We start from the raw sequence: 26,244 nt of genomic DNA, 5'->3' as shown, positions 1-26,244 counted from the left end.
GGTTCCGATGCCGGAAGACAGCAGCAGCGAAAACAGACCTTCCCCCGATGCGCTGCTCGAGCATGCCGAGCGGGAGGGGCGCGGCCGTCTGCGTATATTCCTCGGTGCGGCACCAGGTGTCGGCAAGACTTACGAGATGCTGATGTCGGGCCGTGCCAGGCTGGCCGACGGCATCGACGTGGTGATCGGCGTCGTCGAGACGCATGGCCGTCGGGAAACCCAGGCCCTGGTCGAGGGTTATGAAGTCATTCCCCGCCGCAAGGTCCACTACAAGGGGCGTATTCTCGACGAGATGGACATCGATGCCATCCTCGCCCGGCGCCCGGCGCTGGTCCTCGTCGACGAGCTCGCCCACACCAACGCGCCCGGCAGCCGCCATCCCAAGCGCTACCTCGACGTCCAGGAAATCCTGGCGCGAGACATCGATGTCTACACGACGCTCAACATCCAGCATGTCGAAAGCCTGAACGACGTCGTCGCCCAGATCACGCGGGTCAGGGTTCGCGAGACGGTTCCCGATTCCATCATCGACCAGGCCGACGACGTCGAAATCATCGATCTGACCCCCGATGACCTGATCAAGCGACTGCAGGAAGGCAAGGTCTATTTCCCCAACACCGCGCAACGCGCCATCGAGAACTATTTCTCGCCGGGCAATCTGACGGCGCTGCGGGAGCTGGCGCTGCGCCGCACGGCCCAGCGCGTCGACGAGCAATTGCTCAACCACATGCAGGCGCACGCCATTTCGGGGCCGTGGGCTGCCGGGGAACGGGTTCTCGTCTGCGTCGACGCGCGTCCGGGCGGTGCTGCCCGCATCCGCTATGCCCGCAGGCTGGCCGACCGGCTTCGCGCGCCATGGACGGCGCTTCATGTGGATACGCCTCGCTCGGCCGGCATGTCCGAGGAAGACAAGGACCGCCTCGCCACGCTGCTGCGCCTTGCCGAGCAGCTCGGCGCCGAGGTGACGACCATTCCCGGCCAGAACGTCGCGCAGGATATCGTCCGCCACGCGACGGCGAACAACTTCACCCATATCGTGGTCGGCAGGCCGACCCGGTCGCGCTGGCGCGAACTGATCGAGGGATCGCTCACCCATGACCTGATCCGCAACGCCGGCGACATCAGCGTCCATGTCATTTCCGGAACCGAGCGTGATGCCGAGGCAAGTTCGAGAAGCGTCAAGGCGGCCGACGAGCAATTGCAATTCCAGATCCGGCCCTATCTCAAGGCTACCGCTTTTGTCGCCGGCTCGCTCGCTTTCGCCGTCCTGCTCGACCAGTTTCTCGACGTTCGCAACCTCGCGATCATCTTCCTCATCGGGGTGCTGACGTCGGCCGTCGCCGGTGGTCTCTGGCCGGCCCTGTATGCCTGCGTCGTCAGCGCCGTTGCCTTCAACTATTTCTTCCTGGAGCCGCGCTACACGCTGACGATCCGGGATCCGGAGAGCATTGTCGCGCTCGGCGTGTTTCTGGTCGTCGCCGTCATCGCCAGCGACCTGACGGCCCGCGTGCAGCGTCAGGCGGTCGCCGCACGCTCGCGGGCGCGGGCCACGGAAGACATCTATCTGTTCTCCAAGAAGCTCGCCGGCGCCGGTACGCTCGATGACGTTCTCTGGGCCACCGCCTTCCAGATCGCCTCGATGCTGAAGCTGCGCGTGGTGCTGCTTCTGCCCGAAGACGGCACCATAACCGTCAAGGCCGGTTATCCGCCCGACGACACGCTGGCCGAGGCCGACATCGCCGCCGCCCGCTGGGCCTGGGAGCACAACCGTGCCGCCGGGCGCGGCGCCGACACGCTGCCCGGCGCCAAACGCCTCTATCTTCCCTTGCGCACGGGGCGCACCGCGCTCGGTGTCGTCGGCCTCGACAATGACAAGCAGGGCCCGCTGCTGACGCCCGAGCAACAGCGCCTGCTCGACGCGCTGGCCGACCAGGCTGCGGTGGCGATCGAGCGCATCCAACTGGTCGCCGACGTCGACCGGGCCAAGCTCGCCGCCGAGGCCGACCGGCTGCGCTCGGCCCTGCTGACCTCGATTTCGCATGATCTGAAAACGCCGCTCTCGGCCATCATGGGGGCGGCCGGCACGCTCAAGGAATTCGCGCCTGATCTCCCCGAGCAGGACAGGGCGGAGCTTCTGTCGACGGTGATCGACGAGTCGGAACGGCTGAACCGCTTCATCGCCAATCTGCTCGACATGACCAAGATCGAATCCGGTGCGATGGAGCCGAACTGTGCCCTCCACTATGTCGGCGATATCGTCGGCACGGCGCTCGACCGCGCCCGCAAGATCACCAGCGAACACAAGATCACGGTCGATATTCCGCCTGACCTGCCGATGCTGAAGCTCGATCCCGTGCTGTTCGAACAGGTCCTGTTCAATCTTCTCGACAATGCGTCGAAATATTCGCCACCCGGCTCGACGATCGGTGTGCAGGGATGGACCGACAATGGGTCCGTCGTCGTGCGGATCATGGATGAGGGACCAGGCATTCCGGCGCAGGATCTGGAACGCGTGTTCGACACCTTCTATCGGGTGCGCAAGGGCGATCAGGTGCGCGCCGGCACCGGGCTCGGCCTGTCGATCTGCCGCGGCTTTGTCGAAGCGATGGGCGGCACGATCTCGGCCGCCAATCGCAGCGACCGTCCCGGTGCCGCTTTCACCATCAGGATGCCGGTGCCGGCCGAAGCGCCCGAGGCCGACAATCGCGGCAACGGGCCCAGCGTGGATCAGCTTTGATGACGAATTCGAATGTCAGGATACTGGTTGTCGATGACGAGCCGCCGATCCGCAAGCTGCTTCGGGTCGGCCTCGCCAGCCAGGGCTATGCGGTCAGCGAAGCGCCGAACGCCAAGGTGGCGATCGAGCTGATGGAACAGGAAAAGCCCGACCTGGTGTTGCTCGATCTCGGCCTGCCGGGCATGGGTGGCCATGAACTCTTGCGCAAATGGCGTGACGAGGGCGTCGACATTCCCGTCGTCATCCTCTCCAGCCGCACCGACGAGGCGGGCATCGTCAACGCGCTCGAACTCGGCGCTGACGACTATGTCACCAAGCCGTTCGGCATGAACGAACTGGTGGCGCGCATCCGCGTGGCGTTGCGGCACAAGTTCCAACAACAGGGCGAGAAGCCGGTTTTCCAGAGCGGCGACCTCTCGGTCGACCTGGTCAAGCGCATCGTCAAGGTCGAGGACAGGGAGATAAAGCTCTCGCCGAAGGAATACGACATCCTGCGCATCCTGGTGCAGCATGCCGGCAAGGTGCTGACCCACCACTTCATCCTCAAGCAGATCTGGGGAGATTCCACCGACGTGCAGTATCTCAGGGTCTATGTCCGGCAGCTCAGGCAGAAGATCGAGAAGACCCCCGACCAGCCGCGCTACATCACCACCGAGACCGGTGTCGGCTACCGCCTGCGTGTCGAATGAGACGGCGCTTCGATTGAACCCGCGTCAGCCGATGGCTCCCAGCGGCCGGTTCGCGGTCGCCGACGTCCGCATGGCGGCGAGACAGCCGAGCAGCCCAAGCGGCACGAAAGCAAGAAATAGCCAGCTCGCGACATTGGCCGCAGCGTCGTGGTTCAGTCCTTGCGAAAAACCGCTGGCATTGGCGACGATGCCGGCAAGGGCCGCACCCACGGCATAGCCGATCCGCTGCATGGTCGGCACCGCGGCCGAGGCGATGGTCTGCTCGTCGTCCGGGGCCGAGGCGACGATAACGCGGGTCAGGAACGGCCAGGCCACGCCGAAGCCGCCGCCTTGCAGCAGGGCGCAGACCAGGATCAGCGGGATCGAGCCCAGCGGTATCGTGTAGGCAAAGCCCGCAATGCCCGCGGCGATCATCAATGCGCCACAGACGATGATCAGCCGCTCACGCTGCGGCGGTGCGTTGGCGACGAGGATCGACAGGATAGACCAGGCGATCGATTCGGCGGCGATGATGTAGCCGGTGGTCAGCAGCGGAATGTCGTGCAGGCTGGTCAGCAGCAGGGGTCCGTAGACGCCGAAGGAGCAGGTCGCGATAGAAAAGGCGGCGACCATGGTCATGCCGGCGCCGACCGGTGTGCGCCACGAGAACAGCCGCGCCGGGAAAAGCCGCGAGCGCGGCTTCAGCCCGTCGATGTAGAAAAACAGCGCGAGACCCGCCAGGCCAAGCACGATCAGCAGCGAGGAGCGCAGCGGGGCGATATCGACGCCGGCCGAGGCGATCAGCACCACGGCGATGGCAAGGCAGCCGAGCGCCGCGAACGGAAAGGGCGGGGCCTTGCCGGCGCTTGTCGCTGGTTTCTTCGCCTCCGGCGTGTCGAGCACGAGGAAGCTCGCCAGCGCCATGGCGGTGCCGCCCAAGGTGAAGACGCCGAAGGCCCAGCGCCACGACAGGAGCTCGGTCATGATCGCGCCGAGCAGCGGGCCGCTGAACGCCGCGACGCCCCAGATCGCCGACATGATGCCGAAAAGCTGCGGCCAGATGGCGCGCGAAAACAGCCGCTCGACCGAGACGAAGGCCAGCGACACCAGCGCGCCGCCACCCAGCCCCTCGATCAGGCGGCCGGCAAGGAACAATTGCATGGACGGCGAGGTGGCGCAGATCAGCGCCCCGGCGGCGTAGAGCAGCGCCGCGACCACCATGGTGGTGCGCAGCGCTACATAGCTCACCAGCCGTCCGGCGGCAGCACCGGCGACGATGGCGCCAAGCTCGTAGATTGCCAGGGACCAGCCGACGAGCTGCACGCCGGCCAGTTCCCCGACCATGGCCGGCATGACGGTCGCCACCATCGTTTCATTGGTGGCGTGAAGCAGGATGCCGAGACTGATGAAGCAGAAGCGCGCCAGGTCGCCGCTCGCCCACAAGGCGCGCCAGTCGACCCTATTTGTGCTGATTTCAGCCATCTTCACCCCCGCCTCTGCATATCTCGACGCCGGCGCGTGGCACCAGAAGCCAGCAAGGCTTTCCGGCAGGACCATGCGCATCGGGATGGTGCGCCGCACCAGGCGTCGTTTGCCTGGGCGGGCTTGTAGAACCTCAACCGCGCTTGAGCTCAAGCGGTTTTTTGAGAGTGCGTTACGCGGCCGTCTCCCGCGATTGGCCGCGTTCGCGAAGCAATCAGTTCTCGGTGCTGCGCAGCTGGAACTGGCTGACGCCGATGGCGAGATTCATGCCGGTCTGGGTCTGCAGGCTGAGCGGCTGGAGGGTGAAGGCCTGCGAGGAGCCGCCGACCAAAAGATTGGCGCCGGCGCCGACGGCCGCCGTCACCTCGGCGCTGGGGCCGATATAGTCGCCCGCCAGCGCGCCGGGCGCGTAGATGTTCTTCAGCGGTGTCAGCACCAGCCATTGCATCACCGCCTGCTTCGTCGTGCCGATGTCGAGGCCGTATTTGTTGACGGCGCCGAAATAGGCTTCCGGCGCGAAGGTCTTGTCGGTCGGGGTGAAGGTGCAGCTCAGATCCTTGCTCGAGCCGAAAATGAAGCCGGTGCCGCCCCCGATGGCGCATTCGAGCGTGCCTAGCTCTATTCCGCCGTCCTGCGCTTGTGCCGCGCCGGCAAGCACAGTTGCGATCACGGCAGCGGCAATGGCTGTCTTCGGCATGGCGGTCCCCCAATCAAACGGCGCGGAACCATCCTATCCGGTTCCGCGCCGCAGGGTGAGGGTTAGTGGAGCCTGCAGCCGTCCTAACGCAATTCGGTAGGGAGACCCGTTTCACACTTCTCCTGGAGTTGCTCCGTCCATTCACTTGAGCGAATGGATCAGCTCAAGCGAGGTCACGGCCACGGCAAGATTGATGCCGGTCTGCGCCTGGACGCTGAGTGGCTCCAGCATGAAGGCGCTATCCAAGCCGCCGACCAGCAAATTGGCGCCGCCGCCAGTGACGACGCTGGCCTCGGCGTTCACGCCATAATAGCTGCCGGCAAGGTCGCCGGCGTCGCGGTCGTGGGTCGCGGCAAGAACCGCCCAGACGAGCTGGCCCTGATGCGTCTTGCCGAGGTCGACGCCGAGCTTGGAGATGACGCCGGTGTAGATCTCCGACGGCCCGTGATGGTGGGGACGGAAAACGCAGGACACACCCTTGTTGGACGTCACGATGTAGCCGGTGCCGCCATCAATGGTGCAGTCGAGCGTGCCGAGTTGCAGCTTTCCGGCACTGGCCGGAGCGGCAGCAAACACGGTCGTGGCGAGTGCCGCGGCGCAGACGAGTCTCTTGATCATGGGGGAGGGTCCTTTCGCAAAATGCTTCGAAATAACGGCTTGGGTGACCAGTCCGTTCCGCCGAAAACTTGGCGCGAACAAGGCAAGGGCTAACGGCTTGTTGCGGGGGTTAACGCGCGGTTGATTGGCGGCGATCCGCCGCGGTGCGTGTCCTTTCGGACACGCAACCTGACCCACAATACTTAGCCGGCTATCAGCTGACGCGAGCGAGGCCGTCCTTGGCCGGCTGGTAGCTGGGGTTGAGGCGCACGGCTTCGTGATAGGATTTCGCCGCCTTCGCCTTGTCGCCGCGCTTCTCATAGATCAGCGCCTGGTTGGCCCAGGCCTCGGCATTCTGGCCGTCGAGCTTGATGGCCATGTTGAAATCGGAGAAGGCATTGTCCTCGTCGCCCGTCGCCAGGTAGGAGAGGCCGCGCCCGTTGTAAGGCTCCGCGGCATCAGGGGCCAGCGAGATGGCGGTCGAGAAATCCTCGATGGCGAATTTGTGCTGGCCCTGGCTCTGATAGATCAGGCCGCGATTGTGATACGCGCGGGCGTCCGTGGTGTCGAGCTGGATCGCCTTCTGGAAATCGTTGAAGGCATCCTGGGTGCGGCCCGCCTTGCGATAGAGATTGCCGCGGCCGATATAGGCGGCATCATAGTTGCCGTTGATCTGGATCGAGCGGTTGTAGTCGGCAAGCGCTGCTTCCTGATTGCCGAGGAAGCGCTGGATGAGCGCGCGGTTCGAATAGGCCTGGTAGAAATTCGGATTGAGCTGGATAGCCTGGTTGAAGTCCTTGAGCGCCGCCTGGTACTGGCCGCCCCGGCCATAGGCCGAGCCTCGCACATTGTAGCCTTCGGGATCCTGGGGATTGCGCTGGATGACCGCCGACAGCGAGGAGATGTTCTCGCTCGACCCCTGCGCCTTGTCGATGTTGTTGAACTCGCCGGCGGGGCCCGACGTCTGGCAGGCGGCAAGCACCAATCCGGAAAGCAGGGCCGCTGTCAGGGCGAAACCACGCAATGCGGTCCCCCGCTCCACGCTTGTTGCGTTCATGTCTGCCCTGTCCTCACTTGCCGCGTCGTTCAGGTCCGGATCCCCCCTCCGGGCCGGTCACAATGTCATAAAGTGTCAGAGCGTATCCTGTGCGCCCAGGCGGGCGCATGTGGCTCTAAACAAAAAGGTGGCGGCGATTCCGCATCGCGCCACCTTGGTATCCTTCGAAAAGGACGAAATATTGGCGATAATCAGCGCGGCGGACGCGCTGCACCGGCAGCACCGGCAGCCACCGGACGCGGCGTCATCGGCAGCAGGCCTTCGCGCTGTGCGCGCTTACGGGCCAGCTTGCGGGCGCGGCGCACGGCTTCAGCCTTTTCGCGGGCGCGCTTCTCGGAAGGCTTCTCGTAGTGACCGCGCATCTTCATTTCGCGGAAAATGCCTTCGCGCTGCATCTTCTTCTTCAGCGCGCGAAGCGCCTGATCAACGTTATTGTCGCGGACGAGTACCTGCACGGGCAATCCTGTCTTTCGGGTTTGATATCAATAGGCAGGCGGCCATAGCCACTAGCCTCCGCAGCGGTCGACACCACGAATTGTGGCGGCTGATAGCAGAATCAGACCGCGCTGTCCACAGCCGAAATGAAGGACGGCGGCCTAATCGCCACGAATGGACAAGAGATAGGGGGCCGACTACGCCGTGGCCAGATGCAGCCGCTCAAAATCCTCGAAGAACTCGCCATAATCACAGGTGATCTCTTCGCCAATTGCAATGTCGCGGGTGGCGGTCGCGCCGCCATATTGCGAAAAGTCGGTGTTCGGCGTCGCCGAATGGTTCATGAAGCGGCCATTGTCGACCTCATAGACCATGAAACCCGGCCGATCGGGACTCGGATAGGCGTAGCGGTCGAGCAATTCCTTCAGAGGCGGCGGCGCCGCCTCGTATTTGTCCATCGGGATCAGCCGGTCGAAATCGGGATCGAGGCGCCAGATCGAGGCGCCTTTCCGGATCGGCTCGGCGGCGAACATGCCGACGCCCTCGATTGCGCTCGCGGCGACGTAGGTTCGGATCAGCATCATGGTTCCAGGACCTTTTTCGGCAAGAAGACCCGTTTCGACAGGAAACGAGATCGTCAAATCGCGCCAAAAAAGCAAGCCCGGCGGACTGGTAAAAGTGACGGACGGCCTCATCGCCTTGAAGCCCTTTTACGTCCGGCTGATCGAGATCGCCGTCGGCAAACAGCGCGATGCCCGTGGTGAAGCTCGAGGCATCGGATGGCCTGGCGGTAGCCGGGATCGGGCGGGCGACCCGAAACCGGCCAATGTGCCGATGCCTAGCGGGCGTCTTTTTCACCACGGCGCAAAACGGCAAGCGCCGTCGCAAACAGCGCAAGGGTGGCAGCGCTGTTTCGCTAGTGATACACCTCGCGCGCCGGGGCCGAGTGAATGCCCCTGCGCCATTTTGCGAGACCTTTTTGGCGAGAGGCTGGGACGTTGAAAAAATATTCGGTATTCGCCATCGCCCGCGAGGCCATGCGCGGCCATAAGGGCTGGGAGGAGCAATGGTCCTCGCCCGAGCCCAAGAAGGAATACGACGTCATCATCGTCGGCGCCGGCGGCCATGGCCTGGCCACCGCCTATTATCTCGCCACGGTGCACGGCATCACCAATGTCGCGGTGCTGGAAAAGGGCTGGCTGGGCGGCGGCAACACCGGCCGCAACACCACCATCATCCGCTCCAATTATCTCTATGACGAGAGCGCCGGCATCTATGACCACGCGCTGAAGCTGTGGGATGGACTGAGCCAGGAGCTCAACTACAACGTCATGTATTCGGCGCGCGGCGTCATGATGCTCGCCCACAATGTGCACGACATCCAGGTGCTGAAGCGCCATGTCCATGCCAACCGGCTGAACGGCATCGACAATGAATGGCTGACACCAGAGCAGGCCAAGGAATTCTGTCCGCCGCTCAACACCTCGAAAGATGCGCGCTACCCGGTGGTGGGTGCGGCGCTGCAGCGCCGTGGCGGCACCGCGCGTCATGATGCCGTCGCCTGGGGCTATGCGCGCGGCGCTTCGGCGCGCGGCGTCCACATCATCCAGAATTGCGAGGTGACCGGGGTCAAGCGGGCACCGAACGGCGCGGTCACCGGCGTCGAGACGACACGCGGCTTCATCGGCGCCAAGAAGGTCGGCGTCGTCGCCGCCGGACACTCCTCGGTGATCATGAACATGGCCGGTGTGCGTATGCCGCTGGAGAGCTATCCGCTGCAGGCGCTGGTGTCGGAGCCGATCAAGCCGGTGGTGCCCTGCGTGGTGATGTCGAACACCGTGCATGCCTACATCTCGCAGTCCGACAAGGGCGAACTGGTGATCGGCGCCGGCACCGACCAGTATGTCTCCTATTCGCAGACCGGCGGCCTGCACATATTGCAGCATACGCTCGACGCCATCTGCGAGATGTTCCCGATCTTCACGCGCATGAAGATGCTGCGCTCGTGGGGCGGCATCGTCGACGTGACGCCCGACCGCTCGCCGATCCTGGCCAAGACGCCGGTGCCCGGCCTCTACGTGAATTGCGGCTGGGGCACAGGCGGCTTCAAGGCGACGCCGGGCTCGGGCCATGTCTTCGCCCACACCATCGCCAAGGACGATCCGCATCCGATCAACGCGCCCTTCACCATCGAACGCTTCCGCACCGGCCGTCTTATCGACGAGGCGGCAGCGGCGGCGGTGGCGCACTGATGATGGCCGAAATGGCTGTCGCGATGCCGCTGATGCTGGCGGGGGAACAGGGGATGTTCCATTTTCCGACGCCGGAAGAAGTGCGGCTGCAGCCGATCAGCCGCGCCGGCAACGAGACCGCATGGCCGTTTTCGATCGACGAGGGAATGCTCGCCTGTGTGTGGAGCGCCGGCCAGAAAGTCGTGATGTTCTTTGAAGGCCGGCCGGAAGGCCTGGACGAGGACGAGAATTTGAAACCGCGCGGCGTCATCGTCACCACGGACCCGATGCAATTGACACTCGGCAACATGGCCAATCGCGACCTGTTTCGTGCCTCGGCTAGCGTCGAGGAGCGGCTGCGGCTCGTCGCTCCCTTCATGACAATGGGCCAGAAGCTTTGCGACCAACCCGCCGGCGCCCGCGTCGGCCATGGCGAATTGTAGGATCAACGAAAAATGCTTCTCATCCGCTGCCCCTATTGCGAGGAAGAGCGCCCGGAACTCGAGTTCCGCAACGCCGGCGAGGCGCATATAGCGCGTTCGGCCAACATGGCCGGCGAGAGCGACGACGATTTCGAGAAGTTCTTCTTCATCCGCTCGAACCCCAAGGGCATCATCTACGAGCGCTGGCGGCACATGCATGGCTGCGCCCGCTTCTTCAATGCCGTGCGTGACACCGTGACCGACAAGTTCGTCATGACCTACAAGGCCGGCGAGCCGAAACCCACCAAGCTGCCCAAAAACTCCAACGAAGTGGTTGCCAAATGAGCGGCGCATTCCGCATTCCGAGCGCCGGTCGCCTCAGCCAGGCCAAGACCGCGCGGTTCAGCTTCGACGGCCGGTCCTATAGCGGCATCGAGGGCGACACGCTGGCCTCGGCACTGCTTGCCAATGGCGTGCATCTGGTCGGTCGCTCGTTCAAATACCACCGGCCGCGCGGCGTGCTGTCCGCCGGCGCGGAAGAGCCCAACGCGCTGGTGCAGATCGTACGCGACGACGCGCGCAAGACGCCCAATGTGCGCGCGACCGTGCAGGAGCTCTATGACGGGCTCGCCGCCAACTCGCAGAACCGCTGGCCGTCGCTCGCCTTCGATGTCGGCGCGGTCAACGACATCGCGTCGCCGATGTTTTCGGCCGGCTTCTACTACAAGACCTTCATGTGGCCGAAGGCGGCCTGGAAGAGCCTCTACGAGCCCAAGATCCGCGAAGCCGCCGGCCTTGGCGTTTCTCCGAACAAGCCTGATCCCGATCATTATTCCTCGCGCTATGCTCATTGCGACGTGCTGGTGCTGGGCGGCGGTGCCGCCGGCATCGCGGCGGCACTTGCGGCGGCCGAGACCGGCGTACGCGTCATCCTGGCCGACGAGCAGGCCGAGTTCGGCGGCAGCCTGCGTTTCGAGAGTGGAGCGAAGATCGATGGCCAGGACGGTTTTGCCTGGGCGCAAGCGGCCATCGCCAAGCTGAGCGCGATGGACAATGTCCGCGTGCTGCCGCGCACCACGGCGTTCGGCTACTACGCACAGAATTTCGTCGCCCTGGTCGAGCGCGTCAGCGATCATTTGAAAGCCCCTGGCCATGATCTGCCACGCGAACGGCTCTGGCAGGTCCGCGCCAAGCGCGTCGTGCTGGCCTCCGGCGCCATCGAGCGCCATATGGTGTTCGCCAATAATGACCGGCCGGGCATCATGCTGGCGGGCGCGGCGCGCACCTTCCTCAACCACTATGGCGTGGCCGTTGGCAGGAATGTCGGCGTCTACACCGCCAATGACTCGGCTTACGCGGCGGCGATCGACCTGAAGAAGGCCGGCGTCAACGTCGCGGCGATCGTCGACCTGCGCGACAATCCGACCGGTCCGGTGATCGACGAGGCAAGGGCGCTCGGCATCGAGATCAATTTCGGCCGCGCGGTGATCCGCGCCGGCGGCAAACTGCGCGTGTCGTCGATGACGGTGCAGCCGAAGAATGGCGGCGGCGAGCGCACCATCCCCGTCGATGCAATCCTGATGTCGGCCGGCTGGACGCCGTCGGTCCATTTGTTCTCGCAGTCGCGCGGCAAGGTTGCCTTCAACGACGAGACCCAGCGCTTCGTGCCGGGCACTTATGCGCAGGACTGCGTCTCGGTCGGCGCTTGCAACGGCACCGACGGCTTGTCGGCCACGGTGGACGAGGCCTATGCGGCGGGCGCCAAGGCGGCCAAGGATGCCGGCGCCAAAACCGCCAAGGGCATGAAGCCGAAGGTCGATGCCTCGGAGAACTGGTCGCGCGGCATGCTGGGCGCCGCGCCGGGGGCCGGGCCGGACACGACGGTGAAAGCCTTTGTCGATTTCCAGAACGACGTTACCGCCAAGGACATCCGCCAGGCGGTGCATGAAGGCATGCGCTCGATCGAGCACGTCAAGCGCTTCACCACCAACGGCATGGCGACCGACCAGGGCAAGACCTCCAACATGCATGGACTGGCGATCGCGGCGGAAACGCTGGGCAAGCCGATCCCGGAGGTCGGCCTGACCACGTTCCGCGCGCCTTACACGCCTGTCACCTTCGGCGCGATCGTCAGCCATGCGCGCGGGCCGCTGTTCGATCCGACGCGCAAGACGGCGATCCATCCGTGGGCAGAGGCACATGGTGCCGTGTTCGAGGATGTCGGCCAGTGGAAGCGCGCCTGGTATTTCCCCAAGGCCGGCGAAGACATGCATGCCGCGGTCGACCGCGAATGCGTCGCCGTCCGTAACCAGGCAGGCCTGTTCGACGCCTCGACACTGGGCAAGATCGAAGTGGTCGGGCCGGATGCCGCCAAGTTCATGGAACTGCTCTACACCAACCCGTGGGAGAAGCTGGAGCCCGGCCGTTGCCGCTATGGCATCATGCTGCGCGAGGACGGCTTCATCTATGATGACGGCGTCGTCGGCAGGCTGGCGCCGGACCGTTTCCACGTGACGACGACGACTGGTGGCGCACCGCGCGTCATGAACCATATGGAGGACTATCTCCAGACCGAATTCCCGCATTTGAATGTCTGGCTGACCTCGATCACCGAGCAATGGGCGGTCATCGCCGTGCAGGGGCCGAGCGCGCGGAAGATTATCGAACCCTTGGTCGAAGGCATAGACATGTCCGACGAGGCGCTGCCGCATATGTCGGTGCGCGAAGGCAAGATCTGCGGCGTGCCGACCAGGTTGTTCCGCATGTCGTTCACCGGCGAGCGCGGCTTCGAAGTCAACGTGCCGGCCGATTACGGCCAGGCCGTCTGGGAGGCGCTGTGGGCCGAAGGCCAGAAGCATGGCGCCGCCGCCTACGGCACCGAGGCCATGCACGTGCTGCGCGCCGAGAAGGGCTATATCATCGTCGGCCAGGACACGGATGGCACGGTGACGCCGAACGACGCTGGGCTCGACTGGGCGGTCGGCAAGAAAAAGACCGACTTCGTCGGCATCAGGGGCATGATGCGGCCGGACCTGGTCGCCAAGGGCCGCAAGCAGCTTGTCGGCCTCAAGACCAAGGACCCGAAGGTGGTGCTGGAAGAGGGCGCGCAGATCGTCGAGGATCCCAAACAGGCAATCCCGATGAAGATGATCGGCCATGTCACCTCGAGCTACTGGTCGCAGAATTGCGGCCGTTCCATAGCGTTGGCGCTGGTCGCCGGCGGCCGTGACCGGATGGGCGACACGCTTTACGTGCCGATGCCGAACGGGGTGATCGAAGTGGAGGTTACCGGCATGGTGTTCTTCGACGAGACGGGAGGGCGCCTCAATGGCTAAGGCTGCTGCAAAGACCACCGCGACGGCTTCGCCTTCGGCCGAGCGGCGTCCGGCATTGGCCGGGCGCAGCGTCTCCGCGACAGGTGTCAAGGTCGAGGTCCTGCCGCCGGCGGAACGCATCTCGCTGCGCGCGCCGGAGGCTTCCGTCGCTGCCCTGTCAAAGGCGCTCGGCGTGACCTTGCCGAAGAAGCCGAAGACTTCAACGTCGAAAGCCGGGCGCACGGCGCTTTGGCTTGGGCCGGACGAATGGCTTGTCATTGACGAGGCCGGCAAAGACCCGCTCGCCGATTGCGCAGGGGTTTCCGCCTTGCATTCGTCGGTCGGCATCTCGCATCGCAACATTGCCATAGCCGTCACCGGTCCGGCGGCCGAAGCCGCGATCAATTCGGGCTGCCCGCAGGATCTGTCGCTCGACGCATTTCCGGTGGGCGCAGCCTCGCGCACCATTCTCGGCAAGGCAGAGATCGTGCTGTTGCGTACGGCCGACGACGCCTTCCGGGTCGAATGCTGGCGTTCCTTCTCGGACTATGTCTTTACTTTTCTGTCCGAGGGAGCCCGCGACGCCGCCGGCTGACCCCGGAACGTTTGCCGCCAGCATTCGTTGTGCGGCGACAGGTCGAGGGAGAAATACCGATGCCGTCGAAGTCCGCGCCGAAATCGCCCAGGAAAACCACAGCGAAAACGGCGGCGGTTCGCTCGCTTGAGCAGGAGCGGCATCACGAGGCCAACGCCGAAGAGGAACTCGAGGAGGGTCTCGAGGACACGTTCCCGGCCAGCGATCCGGTGTCCATCACCGGGTCGGCCATTCCGGGCGGGCCGGCGAAACCCGGCAAGGCCAAGACCGTCCCCGGACGCAAGGCTCGCCAGCCCTGATTTTGAGAAATTTTGGTTGAGAGGCATCTTCCCAGCACCTCAGTGGATGCGATATTCAAAGCGCTTTGGAGAGGGAAAGATGACGATAAGAGCCATTGTCTGGGGTGAGAACGTCCATGAGCAGACCAATGCCACCGTGCGCGGCCTCTATCCCCTTGGCATGCATGGCACCATCGCGGCCGCGCTCAACCAGGACAAGGGCATCGAGGCGACCGCTGCCACCTTGCAGGAACCGGAGCATGGCCTGAGCGAAAAGCGCCTTGCCGCCACCGACGTGCTTCTATGGTGGGGGCATGCAGCGCATGGCGAGGTCAAGGATGAGGTCGTCGAGCGCGTGCAGAAGCGGGTCTGGGAAGGCATGGGGCTGATCGTGCTCCATTCCGGCCACTACTCGAAGATATTCAAGCGGCTGATGGGCACGCCCTGCTCGCTGAAATGGCGCGAGGCGGGCGAGCGCGTCTGGGCGATCAACCGCGGTCACCCGATCGCGCAAGGCATCGGCGAATGCCTGGAGATCGGCGAGACCGAAATGTATGGCGAGCCGTTCGCGGTGCCGGAGCCGCTCGAGACAGTGTTCATCTCCTGGTATGAGGGCGGCGAGGTGTTCCGGTCGGGGCTGACCTATCAGCGCGGCGCCGGCCGCATCTTTTATTTCTCGCCCGGCCACGAGACCTATCCGATCTATCACAATGAGGGCGTGCAGCAGGTGCTGCGCAACGCCGTGCACTGGGCGCACAACCCGGCACCGGCATGGGCCGGCATCACTGATGCGCCCAACGTGCCGGCCGACAAGGCCAAGGAGAAGATTGTCCAAAAGGGCCTACGCCTGCATGCCGACGGCGATAAGGGCATGAGCTGATCGGGGCTGAGTTGCCTGGGGTGAGTTGATGAGGGGCTTGGGCCGATGACACACAGGCTGCTTCTGCTTGGCACCGGCGGCATTGCCGGGCATCACGTCGAGGAATTTGCCGCGATTCCCGGCTGCACGATCGTCGCTTGTGTCGATCAGGTGCCGGGCCGCGCGGCGGCGTTTGCCGCCGCCAACAGGATCGGCGATTTCTTCGAGAGCCTGGAGGCGGCGATCGCCTGGGGGCAGTTCGATGCCGCCATCAATGCGACGCCGGACGGCGTGCACAAGGCAACGACGCTGGCCCTGCTGGCTACGGAAAAGCACATTTTCTGCGAAAAGCCTCTGGCGCCGAACCACGCCGATGCGCTGGCCATGACGGAAGCGGCCGAGGCGGCCGGGGTCGTTAACATGGTCAACCTGACCTATCGCAACTCGCCCGCGATCCAGGAAGCGCGGCGCATGGTGCAGGCCGGCGAGATCGGCGATTTGCGCCATGTCGAGGCGAGCTACAAGCAGAGCTGGCTGGTCAGCAAATCCTGGGGCGACTGGCGGGTCGAGGACAAATGGCTGTGGCGCCTGTCGAGCCGGCATGGTTCGACAGGCGTGCTGGGCGATGTCGGTATCCACATACTGGACTTCGCCACCTACGGCGCGGCGGAGGATATCGTCAGTCTCCATGCCGATCTGGTGACGTTTCCCAAGGCCGACGGCGACCGGATCGGCGACTACGTGCTGGATGCCAATGACAGCGTGGTGATGACGGCGCGGCTGAAGTCGGGCGCCCTCGCCACGATCGTGGCGAGCCGCTACATGACCGGCAACACCAATGAGCTGTCGCTGGCCATGCACGGCACCAAGGGAGCCATCAAGGTCGAGACCGACGGCAAGGTATCAAGCCTGTCAGCTTGCCTCGGCAAGGATGTCGACCAGCAACGCTGGCGGACGCTGACGCCGCCGGATGTCAAGCGCAACGCCCGGCGCTTTGCCGACGCGCTGAACACCGGCCTCAACGGCGATCCGTCCTTCCGGCGCGCCGCCGACATGCAGAAGCTGATCGACGCGGCCTTTGAGAGTTCTGCTGCCAGGCGACCGCTGACGATCGCCTGATAGGGTCGTTCGGAGAGCCAGTTCCGGCCCCAAGGGCTCCGTGGCCCCTTTTTCGAGGGCCGTGGATCAGAAGTTCGGCACGATCCACGGATTGATGTCGATGCCGAGCCGCGGGCTCTTGCCTTCGGTCGAGCTGGTGGTCGTTTTTTCGATCGATCCCGTCGCGCTGCAGTCAAGCTTCGCATGGGTCTTGGTGTCAACGCAGGCGGCAGGCGCCTGCTTGACCGGCTGGGCGGCGCTGGCGGCGAAGGCCGAGCCCGAAAGTGCCAGCACGGCGGCTAGGGTGAGGAGGGTCTTTTTCATTGTCAGTCTCCGTTTTCGACGGGCGAATTCTGTTCGTACATGTACGATATGCCGTACAGATACGCCCGTCGATCCGGAAGTTCAAGCCAAAATCGTACGCGTACGATAAATTATTGTTAACCCAAGAATTGCCCCCGGTTCGGCCGGGATGACGGGAAGAGATCCGGGAATGAAACAAGCGACTATCAGCAGTTGACCGGCGTCTCGGTCAGCGGTGGCACGTCTTGCGTGCTCAGCGTGGCAAGGGTGAAATCGCACATCCGTTTCACGAAAGCCTGAGGGTCGCCAAAGGGATAGAAGGGAAAGGTGATCAGCAGCGAGATCGTGCCGTGGCCGACAGCCCACAGCATGGTGGCGATGGCGCGCGGATCGCCCTGCAATTTGCCGGCGGCGACACAGGCTTCGACCCGTTTGATGAGCACCTTCATCGCCGGGTTGCCTTCCTCCATGTCTTCATAGCTCCTGCCTTCCGGCAGTTTGGTCTTTTCGGTCATGAAGACGGTGCGGTATTCGTTGGGATTGCCGAGCCCGAACGCGGCATACTCGGTCATCACAGCCTGCAAGGCCTCGATCGGATCGTCGGACGGGTGCTCCTCGATACGGCGGGCAAGCGTCTCGAACGCATCTTCTGCCAGGGCGAACAGGATGTCCTGCTTGTCGGCGAAATAGGAATAGACCGACATCGGCGCATAGCCGACCCGCTTGGCCAGCTTGCGGATGGTCAGGCCTTCATAACCTTCTTCCTGGACGAGCTTGTGGGCGGCCTCGACGAGCTCGGAGCGCAGTTCGGCCTTTTGTTTTTCGCGGCGTTTCTGGACGCTCAGCGGCAAGTCTGGTGCCTCTTTTGGTTGGTGTACGTGGCTAATTATATACGCTGTACGGAAACGAACAAGGGCATCGCCTGTTCCCAAGCGGCAGGATCAGATGGCGCCGACGCCGCCATCGACGGCCAGTGCGTGCCCGGTCATGAAGGAGCCTTTCGCGGCACCGCGGCCGAGACCTCCGGCGGCACCCGTGATCAGCACCGTTGCTCCCTCAAAGCTGTCCGTCATGCCTTGTCCTCAATCAGTCTGGCGGCGAGATGCGAAAGCAGCTTCACCGCCTCGCCGTAGGTTTTGGCCTTTTCAGGATTGGAGGCGTTGCCGTCGAGCGCCCGCTTGTAGACGCCCTGGCAGATCGCGGCCAGCCTGAAGAAGGAGAAGGCGAGGAAGAAGGTCCAGTTGCCGATGCCGGAGAGCCCGCGCCGGCGACAGTAGGCCGCGACGTAGTCCTCTTCCGAGGGCAGCCCGAGGGCGGCGCGGTCGATACCGCCCAAGCCGCGAAAGCCGGAGGTGTGCGGCAGGCGCCATTGCATGCACTGATAGGCGATGTCGGCGAAGGGGTGGCCCAATGTCGACAGTTCCCAATCAAGCACCGCCAGCACCTTTGGCCGGTCCGGCGCGAAGATCAGATTGTCCAGCCGATAGTCGCCATGCACCAGCGATATCAGGCCATCATCGGCGGGCATATGCGTTTCCAGCCAGGCGATCAGCTGGTCCATTTCGGCGATGGTGCCGGTTTCCGAGGCACGGTACTGGCTGGTCCAACGTGCCAGCTGGCGCTCGAAATAATTGCCCGGCCGGCTGAAATCGGACAGGCCCACGGCCTCGACGTCGACATCGTGCAGGGCCGCGAGCGTGGCGTTCGTGGTATCGTAGATCGCGGCGCGCTCGTCATTGTCGCGCGCCTCCGGCAGTGCCGGATCCCAGAAGATGCGGCCGTCGAGGAAATCCATGACGTAGAACATGCGGCCGATCGGCGACTCCTCGGCCGACAGATGCAGCATTTTCGGCACCGGCACGGCGGTGCCGGAAAGCGCTTTCATCACGCGGAATTCGCGGTCGACCTGATGCGCCGATTTCAGCAACCGCCCCGGTGGCTTGGCGCGCAGCACATAGCGGCCGCTGGCCGCCTTAAAAAGATAGGTCGGGTTGGACTGGCCGGATTTGAATTTCTCGATCGTGGCGAGCCCCGAAAAGCCCGGTATTGCCGCCTCAAGGTAAGGCGCGAGCGCTGCCTGGTCGAGCGCGTTGGCGTCGTTCATGCGGTCTCGGGCTGGCGTTCGATCAGGGTCAGCGTCAGCCAGCGGGCGGTCAGCGCCGGTTTCTTCGATCCCTCGATCTCAATCGTCACATCGTGCGCTGTCTGCACCCAGCCCGACGGCCGGACCTTGACGTCGGCCAGCACGAAATGGGTGCGGATACGGGCGCCGGTCTTTACCGGGGCCAGAAAGCGCAGCGAATCGAAGCCGTGATTGACCCCCATCTTGCCATTTTCCAGCGGTGGCATGGTCTCGAAGGTCATCGCCGACAACAGCGACAGCGACAGAAAGCCATGCGCGATGGTGCCGCCGAACGGCGTCTCGCGCTTGGCCCGCTCCGGATCGCAGTGGATGAACTGATGGTCGTCCGTAGCGTCGGCGAACTGGTCGATCATGCGTTGCGTGACCACACGCCACGGTGAGACGCCGACTTCCTTGCCGACACTGGCCAGAAGCACATCGAGACTGATCGGTTCCACGCTCATGTCCTCCAGTTCATCTCCGGCTTCTGCGGCCGGAACATGTCATTCCTTGAACAGGGTCAATCCATGCTGCACCGACTGCCCGCCGTCGATCGGCAGGATGGCGCCGGTGACATAGTTGCCCGCACGGCTGCACAAATAGAGCGTTGCGCCGGCAATGTCATCTGGCGCGCCGATGCGGCCGATCGGGACGTGGCTGCCGACATGCCTGGCCTGTTCATCCGTGCCGGTGGCAAACGCCGTCATGCGACTCTGGAAAGGCCCCGGCGCGAAGGCGTTGACGGTGATGCGGCGGGCGGCGAACTCAAGCGCCAACGTGCGTGTCAGATGATGAACGGCGGCCTTGGAGGCGGCGTAGGAATAGGCATCGTCGGCCAAGGGCTGCGTGCCCATCACCGAACCCAGATTGATCACCCGGGCCGGATCGTCGTCGCTGGCGGCCGCTTCGAGCAGCGGCAGCAATTCGCGCGTCAGATGGAAGACCGCGGTGACATTGACGCCGAACACCTTGGCCCAGGCCGAGTAGGGAAAACTCTCCAGCGGCGCGCCCCAGGAAACGCCGGCATTGTTGACGAGGATATCGAGCCTGTCGGTCCGCGCCTTGACCTCGGCGACGAGCGCCGCAATGCCGGCTTCGCTGGAGACGTCGCCGGCAAAGCCTTCGGCGCGACCGGAGGCGCCGAGCCCGTTCAGCTCGCCGGCGACCTTAATGCAATCCTCGCCCTTGCGCGACGCGATCATCACGCTGGCGCCCGCCCTGACCAGCGCGGTCGCTACCATGCGGCCGATGCCGGTCGCCGCTCCCGTCACCAGCGCGGTCTTGCCGGCCACCGAAAACAGCTCGTCGAGATAGCCCATCACAATCCTCCGCGCTCGGCATGCGGGCAGCAGTTCGCGTTGACAAGGCTATCCGAAGTACGGTCATCCTTGCCACGGGTAAATTGCCCGGCCTCCATGAAGGATTAGCGACCGATGACGGAGATGAATCTCGGCATGACCGAGCGGCTGAAGCCGATCCACGCGCGCGTCGCGGCCATGGTGCGCGACGAGATCATGCCGCTCGACAAGGAATTTCTGGGCGAAGTCGGCAAGGCGGGCGACCGCTGGGTCTACAGCAAGCGCCAGAGCGAGATCCTCGAAGGGCTGAAGAAAACCGCGAAAGAGCGCGGCCTTTGGAATTTCTGGCTGACCGGGTCGGAACGCGGTTATGGCCTTTCCACTGTCGAATACGCCTATCTTGCAGAAGAAATGGGCAAGGCGCATCTCGGCGCCGAGACCTTCAACTGCTCGGCGCCCGACACCGGCAATATGGAGGTGCTGGAGCGCTACGGCTCGGCCGAGCACAAGAAGGCATGGCTCGAGCCGCTGCTCGACGGCAAGATCCGCTCGGCCTATCTGATGACCGAGCCGGATGTCGCCTCGTCCGACGCCACCAACATTTCGATGCGCTGCGAGCGGCAGGGCGACGACTATGTGCTCAACGGCGAGAAATGGTGGGCATCGGGCGCCGGCGATCCACGCTGCGCCATTTACATCGTCATGGTGCGGACCGGCGGCGGGGAAGAACCGCAGCACCGCCGCCATTCTATGATCCTGGTGCCCGCCGACACGAAAGGCGTGACCAAGGTCCGCGCCATGCAGGTCTATGGCGACGATGACGCGCCGCATGGCCACATGCACCTTCGCTTCGACAATGTGCGGATACCGGCCTCGAACCTGATCCTCGGCGAGGGCAGGGGGTTCGAGATCGCCCAGGGCCGGCTCGGCCCCGGCCGTATCCATCATTGCATGCGCGCCATCGGCCAGGCCGAGATGGCGCTGGAGATGCTGTGCCAGCGCTCGGTGCGCCGCGAGGCCTTCGGCCAGCCCCTGGCGAAACTCGGCGCCAATTTCGACATCATCGCCGAATGCCGCATGGAGATCGAGATGGCCCGGCTGCTGTGCCTCAAGGCGGCGTGGATGATCGACCAGGGCGATGCGCGCGCCGCGGCTCCCTGGATCAGCCAGATCAAGGTGATCGCACCGCGCGTCGCGCTGAAAGTCACCGACGAGGCAGTGCAGATGTTCGGGGCGCAAGGCATCAGCCAGGACACGCCGCTGGCCCGCTCGTGGACGCATCTGAGGACCCTGCGCCTTGCGGACGGGCCCGATGCCGTGCATCGCCGGCAAGTGGCGCGCACGGAGTTGAGGAAATACACGCAGGATAAGGTCTGAGCGCCCGGTCAATCCCGGCCCGTTGCGATCTTTCCGCCGGCAAGACAAGGAGTATTCCGATGACCGTCCCGCCCCAGATGAGGGCACTGCTGCTTGTCGGTGATGGTTACACCAAGACGCCGAGCGGCAGCATGCTTGAGGCATTGGAGCCTTATGTTCAGTCGGGCAGCATCGCGGTGCCAGCACCGGGACCGAGCCAGGTGCTGATCAAGGTCAGCCTGGCTTCGATCAATCCGTCCGACATTGCCTTCATCAAGGGCCAGTACGGTCAGCCGCGCGCCAAGGGCCGACCGGCCGGCTTCGAGGGCGTCGGCACCGTCGTGGCCGGTGGCGACGAGCCCTACCCCAAGAGCCTTGTCGGAAAGCGCGTGGCCTTCGCCACAGGCCTCAGCAACTGGGGCTCGTGGGCCGAGTATGCCGTTGCCGAGGCGGCGGCCTGCATTCCGCTCCTCGATACGGTGCGCGACGAGGACGGTGCGGCGATGATCGTCAATCCGCTTACCGCGATCGCCATGTTCGACATCGTCAAGCAGGAGGGCGAAAAGGCCTTCGTCATGACCGCCGGCGCCAGCCAGCTCTGCAAGCTGATCATCGGCCTGGCCAGGGAGGAGGGGTTCCGGCCTGTCGTCACCGTCCGCCGCGATGAGCAGATCGCGCTTCTGAAGGAGATCGGCGCTGCCCATGTGCTCAACGAGAAGGCGCCGGATTTCGAAGCCGCGCTGCGCGAGGTGATGAAGGCCGAACAGCCGCGCATCTTGCTGGACGCGGTCACCGGTCCGCTGGCGTCAGCCATCTTCAATGCGATGCCGAAACGGGCGCGCTGGATCATTTATGGCCGGCTCGATCCCGACGCCACCGTCATCCGTGAGCCCGGCCAGCTGATCTTCCAGCACAAGCATATCGAAGGCTTCTGGCTGAGCGAATGGATGCGGCAATCCAAGGATCGGCGCGGCCCGGCGATCCTGGAAGCGCAGAAGCGTTTCTCCGACGGACGCTGGTCGACCGACGTGACGGCTGTCGTGCCGCTCGCCGAGGCGGTGGTGCGGGTGCCGGGTGAACTGGCCAAGCCCAACGGCAAGGTTTTCATCCGGCCTTGAGGCCATTCGGAGCTGTGCCGGAAGTTTCAATGCGAGGCTTTCAGGGCTTTCCGAGCCGGGCCCCCACGATGCATGGCCATCCGCGGCAATCCGCGAAGTTGATGGCCGCGTCCTTCAGCCCCTATGCCAATTCGCTTTGTCCGTGATATGCCGCCGCCATCGAAATGCCGGACGGCGCGGGCAAGGGCCTGTTCTGAAGTGGTGTGGGGTGCGTTTATGACGATTTCCAAGCCGGTTTTCGACCGTTTGGGATTTGGCCTGTGGATCGGGGCGTTTCTGGTCGTTCTCGTCCTCGTGCTTTGGGCGCCCGACACGCGTACCGTGTTGCTGGCTACAGGTATGGCAGCGAGGAGTTTCTGGCCGGCCGTCCGCTCTACAATATCCAGTCCGAGATGGGATATCTCTACGCGCCCGCCTTTGCAGCGCTCTACGTCCCCCTGTTCAAGCTCGGCCCTCATCTTGGCGGCCTGGTGTGGCATATCATCGGTTTCGCGGTGCTGACCTTCGCCGCGATGCGGCAGGTGCGCAAGCTTGGCGGCGGCGAATTGACGTGGCTGCTTTCCTTCGGGCTCTTCCTTGCCCTGCCGATGGCGCTGGGCGCGATCCGCAATGGCCAGGCGACGATCCTTTTGACCGGCGCCTGCTGGCTCCTCACACTGTCGGCGCTCGAAGGGCGGCGCGCGGAGACCTTCTTCTGGGCTTCGGTTGCCATCATCGCCAAGCCGACCGCGGTCATCATGTTGTTGTTGGTGGGCGCCCTGCGCTTCCGATTGATACCGGTGCTGGAGCTGGCGGTGCTGTTCGTGATCGCGCTGCCTTATGCATTCGCTCCCGCCGGCTACCTGACCGAGCAGTACCGGGTTTTTGCGGGGATGCTGACCTCGATGGCTGTCGACAACACCAGCCATTTTGTTCCCACCGACTTCACGGCGCCCTTCACCAAAGTGGGGCTGCCGATCCCGGAATTCGGCGCCACGATCGTGCGCATCGTCATGGCCCTGTTCACGCTTTCCATGGTCGTCTGGTTCGACCGCAGGCTCGAACGTGGAACAGCAGATCTCGCCATCTTCCTGACGGCGGCGTTCTACATGTGTGTCTTCAACCCGCGCGTCGAGCCCAACACCTATGCCATGATCGCCGTGCCCGCCGGTCTGGCCATTGCCTTGCTGTGGCGCGAGGAGCGAGGCGGTGTGCTCGTCTCGATACTGTCCGTGATGCTGTTCGTGACAGGGTTGACGGGCATCGAGAGTCATATCCAAGATTTCACGTACCCTTGGTTCCGGCCGATCGCGGTCACCGTCATTGCCGGTTCCCTGATCTGGTGGTTCTGGGCCAGGGCGCGAGACAAGGTGATGAATGAGGGGCCTGTCGCAAATGGCTGAGTCGCGGTCTGTTCTCGATATCGTGGCGCCGTTCTTCAACGAGGCGCAATCCGCATCGGCTTTCGCCGCCTTGCTCGACAAGCTGGAGGCCGTGGTGTCGCAGCGTTTCGGCATGGCCGTCCACAAGATCCTGGTCGACGACGGCAGCCGCGATGACGGCGCGGAGCGATTTTCGCGGGCGCTGTCCGGTTCCTGGGAGATCGTGCGGCTCAGCCGCAATTTCGGCAAGGAGGTCGCGGTGCTCGCCGGCCTCGATTACGCGCGCGGTGACATGGTGCTGATCATGGATTCCGACCTTCAGCATTCCATGGATGTCAGCCTGCGAATGATTGGCGAGTTGGTGGAGCACCCCGACATCGACGTGGTCTACGCCCAGAACGACCGGCGCGAGGCGAGCTGGCGGCGCAGCCAGTTGGCGAAGCTGTTCTACAGCCTGATCAACAGCAGCCAGCGTTTCGACATTCCCGAGAATGCGGGCGATTTTCGCGTCATGCGCGGTACCGTGGCCCGCGCGCTGACAAGCTTGCGTGACAAAAGGCGCTTCAACAAGGGTCTGTTCGCCTGGGCGGGCTTTCGCCAGAAGGCCATACCTTATTCGCCGGAGAACCGCGCCAGCGGCACGTCGAAATGGAGCAGGCTCAACCTGCTTGCCTTTTCGCTGGAAGGTTTTACCTCGTTTTCCGTCATTCCCCTGCGCCTGATCAGCCTGAGCGGATTGCTGGCGGCGCTGGCGGGTGCGGCCTATGGCGCCAAGGTGTTCTTCGAAGTGTTGTTCTACGGCATTGCCGTTCCAGGCTACCCCAGCCTTCTGGTCGCCGTTGTGCTGCTTGGTGGTCTCAACCTCACCTTGCTTGGACTGATCGGCGAATATGTCTGGGTCACACTCAGCGAGAGCAAGGACCGGCCGATCTACATCGTACGCGATGTCGTGCGCGGCGACGTTTTGAACAGGCCGCCAGGCGCGTCCGGCGCATGACGCGGCGCATCCGCCTGATCGCCGATGACTATGGCCTGGCGCCCGGCGTCTCGGCAGGGATTCTCGACCTGCTCGATCGTGGACGCCTGACCGGCACTAGCTGCATGACCGGCTTTCCCGAATGGGCGGAGGCGGCGGCGCTTATCAAGCCGCTGCGCGGCCGCGTGGCGATCGGATTGCACCTGACCCTCACCGACCAGCCGGCCATCACCGGCCAGTCCAGCCTGGCGCCGGAGGGCCGGCTGCCGCCGCTCCGTTCGCTTGCACTGCCGGTCCTGCGCGGCCGTGTCGACGACCGGGACGTCCGTGCCGAGCTCGACGCGCAATACAGCCGTTTCATCGAGACGCTTGGCCGGCTGCCCGACTTCGTCGACGGGCACCAGCACGTGCATTTCCTGCCGGTCGTACGCAAATGGCTGCTGGCGCGCTTTCCTGCAGGTACGGGCAGGCCGATGCTGCGCGGCGCTCCTGCGCCGGCAGCGGTGCCGAAGATCGCGGCGATCGCAGCACTGGCCCGGGGCTTCAATCGGGCGATGCAAGGCGCCGGTTTTGAGGTCATGACGCCTCTGGCCGGCATCTACGATTGGCGGCAGCCGGAAAAGTTCGCGCCTGCCCTGCAGGCCGCCGTCGAGGCGTTGCCGCAAGAGGGGCTGTTCATGTGCCATCCCGGCCATGTCGACGAAACGCTACGCGCGCGAGATCCGATGCAAAGCGTGCGCACGGTCGAATTGGAGATCCTGGCCTCGGACGCTTTCGGCGCGAGCCTCGCCCGCGCCGGCGTCGAGATCATGGATGGCAGGGGATGAGCGGCGCCGACCAGCCCCGGCGTTCGACTGGCAACAAGATCGTCCGCTTTGCCATTGTCGGGCTCGCGAACACCGTCATCGACCTTGCCGGCTTTTTCCTGCTGCTCAAGTTGCATATCCCGCCGTTGCCCGCCAACGTCATCTCATGGTCGATCGCCGTCGTCTTCTCTTTCGTGGCAAATGGCTTCTGGTCGTTCGAGCGCAATCAAGCCATCCGGCTGCATGACGCTTTCCTGCGTTTCGTCTCGCTCGGCGCGCTGATTTCGCTCGGCGTCTCCAGCCTGTCGATCGCACTCTTCGCCGGCATCGCCGGCGTGTGGCCGGCAAAGATCGGCGGTGTCATTGTGGCGGCGGTGCTGAATTTCCTCGCCGCGCGCTGGTCGATTGAGGGCCGGGTGCTGAAATAGACCTGG

28 protein-coding genes are annotated in these 26,244 nt (G+C 64.2%); 16 read left to right on the top strand and 12 right to left on the bottom strand.

Annotated features, from left to right (window positions below):
- The first annotated feature begins 7 nt into the window (after window positions 1-7).
- Both FJ938_RS01605 and FJ938_RS01600 read left to right on the top strand, forming a co-directional pair.
- Complete coding sequence (locus FJ938_RS01605) at window positions 8-2,737, top strand: sensor histidine kinase KdpD (RefSeq protein WP_140690594.1); 2,730 nt, start codon at window positions 8-10, stop codon at window positions 2,735-2,737.
- A complete protein-coding gene (locus FJ938_RS01600) occupies window positions 2,737-3,426 on the top strand; it encodes a response regulator transcription factor (RefSeq protein ID WP_140690591.1) in 690 nt (229 codons plus the stop codon). The genes FJ938_RS01605 and FJ938_RS01600 overlap by 1 nt, the downstream gene beginning before the upstream one ends.
- 24 nt (window positions 3,427-3,450) lie before the next feature.
- Here the strand turns inward: FJ938_RS01600 and FJ938_RS01595 are convergent, their stop codons facing one another.
- The 6 genes from FJ938_RS01595 to FJ938_RS01570 all read right to left on the bottom strand — a co-directional run bounded on the left by FJ938_RS01595 (window position 3,451) and on the right by FJ938_RS01570 (window position 8,257).
- Window positions 3,451-4,887 (bottom strand): MFS transporter, encoded by a 1,437-nt coding sequence (locus tag FJ938_RS01595; protein WP_140690589.1) that lies wholly within the window; start codon window positions 4,885-4,887, stop codon window positions 3,451-3,453.
- Between the two features lie 214 nt (window positions 4,888-5,101).
- Window positions 5,102-5,584, bottom strand: a complete 483-nt coding sequence (locus tag FJ938_RS01590) for a DUF992 domain-containing protein (protein ID WP_140690587.1) — start codon at window positions 5,582-5,584, stop codon at window positions 5,102-5,104.
- A gap of 141 nt (window positions 5,585-5,725) precedes the next feature.
- Entirely contained in the window at window positions 5,726-6,202 is a 477-nt protein-coding gene (locus FJ938_RS01585) for a DUF992 domain-containing protein (RefSeq protein ID WP_140690584.1), read from the bottom strand.
- Window positions 6,203-6,395: 193 nt separating this feature from the next.
- The gene (locus FJ938_RS01580) at window positions 6,396-7,238 is read right to left on the bottom strand and encodes a tetratricopeptide repeat protein (protein WP_140609626.1); all 843 of its coding nucleotides are present in this window, start codon (window positions 7,236-7,238) and stop codon (window positions 6,396-6,398) included.
- Between the two features lie 191 nt (window positions 7,239-7,429).
- Window positions 7,430-7,693: a 30S ribosomal protein S21 gene (rpsU, locus tag FJ938_RS01575; protein ID WP_008874389.1), complete on the bottom strand. Its 264-nt coding sequence runs from the start codon at window positions 7,691-7,693 to the stop codon at window positions 7,430-7,432.
- A gap of 177 nt (window positions 7,694-7,870) precedes the next feature.
- The gene (locus tag FJ938_RS01570; protein ID WP_140609628.1) at window positions 7,871-8,257 is read right to left on the bottom strand and encodes an SET domain-containing protein-lysine N-methyltransferase; all 387 of its coding nucleotides are present in this window, start codon (window positions 8,255-8,257) and stop codon (window positions 7,871-7,873) included.
- Window positions 8,258-8,671: 414 nt separating this feature from the next.
- On the opposite strand from FJ938_RS01570, the gene FJ938_RS01565 reads away from it, so the two are divergent.
- From FJ938_RS01565 to FJ938_RS01530, 8 genes are all read left to right on the top strand, one after another.
- On the top strand, window positions 8,672-9,925 hold the full coding sequence (locus tag FJ938_RS01565; RefSeq protein WP_140609630.1) for a sarcosine oxidase subunit beta: 1,254 nt from the start codon (window positions 8,672-8,674) through the stop codon (window positions 9,923-9,925).
- The gene (locus tag FJ938_RS01560) at window positions 9,925-10,347 is read left to right on the top strand and encodes a hypothetical protein (RefSeq protein WP_140609632.1); all 423 of its coding nucleotides are present in this window, start codon (window positions 9,925-9,927) and stop codon (window positions 10,345-10,347) included. Before FJ938_RS01565 ends, FJ938_RS01560 begins: the two co-directional genes overlap by 1 nt.
- Window positions 10,348-10,359: 12 nt before the next feature.
- Complete coding sequence (locus FJ938_RS01555) at window positions 10,360-10,671, top strand: sarcosine oxidase subunit delta (RefSeq protein ID WP_023810124.1); 312 nt, start codon at window positions 10,360-10,362, stop codon at window positions 10,669-10,671.
- A complete protein-coding gene (locus FJ938_RS01550) occupies window positions 10,668-13,661 on the top strand; it encodes a sarcosine oxidase subunit alpha (protein ID WP_140690582.1) in 2,994 nt (997 codons plus the stop codon). The genes FJ938_RS01555 and FJ938_RS01550 overlap by 4 nt, the downstream gene beginning before the upstream one ends.
- The gene (locus tag FJ938_RS01545; protein ID WP_140609636.1) at window positions 13,654-14,235 is read left to right on the top strand and encodes a sarcosine oxidase subunit gamma; all 582 of its coding nucleotides are present in this window, start codon (window positions 13,654-13,656) and stop codon (window positions 14,233-14,235) included. The genes FJ938_RS01550 and FJ938_RS01545 overlap by 8 nt, the downstream gene beginning before the upstream one ends.
- Before the next feature lie 59 nt (window positions 14,236-14,294).
- A complete protein-coding gene (locus FJ938_RS01540; protein ID WP_140609638.1) occupies window positions 14,295-14,534 on the top strand; it encodes a hypothetical protein in 240 nt (79 codons plus the stop codon).
- A 79-nt stretch (window positions 14,535-14,613) separates the two neighbouring features.
- Window positions 14,614-15,393: a ThuA domain-containing protein gene (locus FJ938_RS01535; protein WP_140690580.1), complete on the top strand. Its 780-nt coding sequence runs from the start codon at window positions 14,614-14,616 to the stop codon at window positions 15,391-15,393.
- Between the two features lie 45 nt (window positions 15,394-15,438).
- Window positions 15,439-16,491: a Gfo/Idh/MocA family oxidoreductase gene (locus FJ938_RS01530; RefSeq protein WP_140609643.1), complete on the top strand. Its 1,053-nt coding sequence runs from the start codon at window positions 15,439-15,441 to the stop codon at window positions 16,489-16,491.
- A gap of 66 nt (window positions 16,492-16,557) precedes the next feature.
- On the opposite strand, the gene FJ938_RS01525 is transcribed toward FJ938_RS01530, so the two are convergent.
- The 6 genes from FJ938_RS01525 to FJ938_RS01505 all read right to left on the bottom strand — a co-directional run bounded on the left by FJ938_RS01525 (window position 16,558) and on the right by FJ938_RS01505 (window position 20,214).
- On the bottom strand, window positions 16,558-16,794 hold the full coding sequence (locus FJ938_RS01525; protein WP_140609645.1) for a DUF680 domain-containing protein: 237 nt from the start codon (window positions 16,792-16,794) through the stop codon (window positions 16,558-16,560).
- Between the two features lie 185 nt (window positions 16,795-16,979).
- Window positions 16,980-17,624: a TetR/AcrR family transcriptional regulator gene (locus tag FJ938_RS01520; protein ID WP_140609647.1), complete on the bottom strand. Its 645-nt coding sequence runs from the start codon at window positions 17,622-17,624 to the stop codon at window positions 16,980-16,982.
- Window positions 17,625-17,714: 90 nt separating this feature from the next.
- Window positions 17,715-17,846: a hypothetical protein gene (locus tag FJ938_RS30230; protein ID WP_281407056.1), complete on the bottom strand. Its 132-nt coding sequence runs from the start codon at window positions 17,844-17,846 to the stop codon at window positions 17,715-17,717.
- Complete coding sequence (locus tag FJ938_RS01515) at window positions 17,843-18,877, bottom strand: phosphotransferase (protein WP_140690578.1); 1,035 nt, start codon at window positions 18,875-18,877, stop codon at window positions 17,843-17,845. The genes FJ938_RS30230 and FJ938_RS01515 overlap by 4 nt, the downstream gene beginning before the upstream one ends.
- Window positions 18,874-19,359: a MaoC family dehydratase gene (locus tag FJ938_RS01510; protein ID WP_280175382.1), complete on the bottom strand. Its 486-nt coding sequence runs from the start codon at window positions 19,357-19,359 to the stop codon at window positions 18,874-18,876. Before FJ938_RS01510 ends, FJ938_RS01515 begins: the two co-directional genes overlap by 4 nt.
- A gap of 39 nt (window positions 19,360-19,398) precedes the next feature.
- Window positions 19,399-20,214 carry an SDR family oxidoreductase gene (locus FJ938_RS01505; RefSeq protein WP_140690576.1) on the bottom strand — a complete coding sequence of 272 codons (816 nt, stop codon included), beginning with the start codon at window positions 20,212-20,214 and terminating at the stop codon, window positions 19,399-19,401.
- 114 nt (window positions 20,215-20,328) lie between these two features.
- Here FJ938_RS01505 and FJ938_RS01500 point away from each other — a divergent pair, with 114 nt between their 5' ends.
- The 6 genes from FJ938_RS01500 (at window position 20,329) to FJ938_RS01475 (ending at window position 26,238) form a co-directional block, all read left to right on the top strand.
- Complete coding sequence (locus FJ938_RS01500) at window positions 20,329-21,570, top strand: acyl-CoA dehydrogenase family protein (protein ID WP_140690573.1); 1,242 nt, start codon at window positions 20,329-20,331, stop codon at window positions 21,568-21,570.
- A gap of 59 nt (window positions 21,571-21,629) precedes the next feature.
- Window positions 21,630-22,667: a zinc-binding dehydrogenase gene (locus FJ938_RS01495; protein ID WP_140690570.1), complete on the top strand. Its 1,038-nt coding sequence runs from the start codon at window positions 21,630-21,632 to the stop codon at window positions 22,665-22,667.
- A gap of 392 nt (window positions 22,668-23,059) precedes the next feature.
- Window positions 23,060-24,049, top strand: coding sequence for a glycosyltransferase family 87 protein (locus FJ938_RS01490; protein WP_246673128.1), 990 nt, complete (start codon window positions 23,060-23,062; stop codon window positions 24,047-24,049).
- Complete coding sequence (locus tag FJ938_RS01485; RefSeq protein ID WP_140690567.1) at window positions 24,042-25,025, top strand: glycosyltransferase family 2 protein; 984 nt, start codon at window positions 24,042-24,044, stop codon at window positions 25,023-25,025. Before FJ938_RS01490 ends, FJ938_RS01485 begins: the two co-directional genes overlap by 8 nt.
- Window positions 25,022-25,831, top strand: coding sequence for a ChbG/HpnK family deacetylase (locus FJ938_RS01480; protein ID WP_140690564.1), 810 nt, complete (start codon window positions 25,022-25,024; stop codon window positions 25,829-25,831). Before FJ938_RS01485 ends, FJ938_RS01480 begins: the two co-directional genes overlap by 4 nt.
- A complete protein-coding gene (locus tag FJ938_RS01475; protein ID WP_140690561.1) occupies window positions 25,828-26,238 on the top strand; it encodes a GtrA family protein in 411 nt (136 codons plus the stop codon). The genes FJ938_RS01480 and FJ938_RS01475 overlap by 4 nt, the downstream gene beginning before the upstream one ends.
- The last annotated feature ends 6 nt before the right edge of the window (window positions 26,239-26,244 follow it).

Origin of the sequence: Mesorhizobium sp. B2-4-14 (assembly GCF_006442155.1) — a bacterium.
Taxonomy (GTDB): Bacteria; Pseudomonadota; Alphaproteobacteria; order Rhizobiales; family Rhizobiaceae; genus Mesorhizobium.
This window is presented reverse-complemented; position numbering and strand designations above follow the sequence as displayed.

Coding starts and splice junctions, on each gene's coding strand:
- FJ938_RS01605 (WP_140690594.1), top strand. CDS start 8: ATGCCGGAAGACAGCAGCAGCGAAAACAGACCTTCCCCCGATGCGCTG.
- FJ938_RS01600 (WP_140690591.1), top strand. CDS start 2,737: ATGACGAATTCGAATGTCAGGATACTGGTTGTCGATGACGAGCCGCCG.
- FJ938_RS01595 (WP_140690589.1), bottom strand. CDS start 4,887: ATGGCTGAAATCAGCACAAATAGGGTCGACTGGCGCGCCTTGTGGGCG.
- FJ938_RS01590 (WP_140690587.1), bottom strand. CDS start 5,584: ATGCCGAAGACAGCCATTGCCGCTGCCGTGATCGCAACTGTGCTTGCC.
- FJ938_RS01585 (WP_140690584.1), bottom strand. CDS start 6,202: ATGATCAAGAGACTCGTCTGCGCCGCGGCACTCGCCACGACCGTGTTT.
- FJ938_RS01580 (WP_140609626.1), bottom strand. CDS start 7,238: ATGAACGCAACAAGCGTGGAGCGGGGGACCGCATTGCGTGGTTTCGCC.
- FJ938_RS01570 (WP_140609628.1), bottom strand. CDS start 8,257: ATGATGCTGATCCGAACCTACGTCGCCGCGAGCGCAATCGAGGGCGTC.
- FJ938_RS01560 (WP_140609632.1), top strand. CDS start 9,925: ATGATGGCCGAAATGGCTGTCGCGATGCCGCTGATGCTGGCGGGGGAA.
- FJ938_RS01555 (WP_023810124.1), top strand. CDS start 10,360: ATGCTTCTCATCCGCTGCCCCTATTGCGAGGAAGAGCGCCCGGAACTC.
- FJ938_RS01550 (WP_140690582.1), top strand. CDS start 10,668: ATGAGCGGCGCATTCCGCATTCCGAGCGCCGGTCGCCTCAGCCAGGCC.
- FJ938_RS01545 (WP_140609636.1), top strand. CDS start 13,654: ATGGCTAAGGCTGCTGCAAAGACCACCGCGACGGCTTCGCCTTCGGCC.
- FJ938_RS01540 (WP_140609638.1), top strand. CDS start 14,295: ATGCCGTCGAAGTCCGCGCCGAAATCGCCCAGGAAAACCACAGCGAAA.
- FJ938_RS01535 (WP_140690580.1), top strand. CDS start 14,614: ATGACGATAAGAGCCATTGTCTGGGGTGAGAACGTCCATGAGCAGACC.
- FJ938_RS01530 (WP_140609643.1), top strand. CDS start 15,439: ATGACACACAGGCTGCTTCTGCTTGGCACCGGCGGCATTGCCGGGCAT.
- FJ938_RS01525 (WP_140609645.1), bottom strand. CDS start 16,794: ATGAAAAAGACCCTCCTCACCCTAGCCGCCGTGCTGGCACTTTCGGGC.
- FJ938_RS30230 (WP_281407056.1), bottom strand. CDS start 17,846: ATGACGGACAGCTTTGAGGGAGCAACGGTGCTGATCACGGGTGCCGCC.
- FJ938_RS01515 (WP_140690578.1), bottom strand. CDS start 18,877: ATGAACGACGCCAACGCGCTCGACCAGGCAGCGCTCGCGCCTTACCTT.
- FJ938_RS01510 (WP_280175382.1), bottom strand. CDS start 19,359: ATGAGCGTGGAACCGATCAGTCTCGATGTGCTTCTGGCCAGTGTCGGC.
- FJ938_RS01505 (WP_140690576.1), bottom strand. CDS start 20,214: ATGGGCTATCTCGACGAGCTGTTTTCGGTGGCCGGCAAGACCGCGCTG.
- FJ938_RS01500 (WP_140690573.1), top strand. CDS start 20,329: ATGACGGAGATGAATCTCGGCATGACCGAGCGGCTGAAGCCGATCCAC.
- FJ938_RS01495 (WP_140690570.1), top strand. CDS start 21,630: ATGACCGTCCCGCCCCAGATGAGGGCACTGCTGCTTGTCGGTGATGGT.
- FJ938_RS01490 (WP_246673128.1), top strand. CDS start 23,060: ATGGGATATCTCTACGCGCCCGCCTTTGCAGCGCTCTACGTCCCCCTG.
- FJ938_RS01485 (WP_140690567.1), top strand. CDS start 24,042: ATGGCTGAGTCGCGGTCTGTTCTCGATATCGTGGCGCCGTTCTTCAAC.
- FJ938_RS01480 (WP_140690564.1), top strand. CDS start 25,022: ATGACGCGGCGCATCCGCCTGATCGCCGATGACTATGGCCTGGCGCCC.
- FJ938_RS01475 (WP_140690561.1), top strand. CDS start 25,828: ATGAGCGGCGCCGACCAGCCCCGGCGTTCGACTGGCAACAAGATCGTC.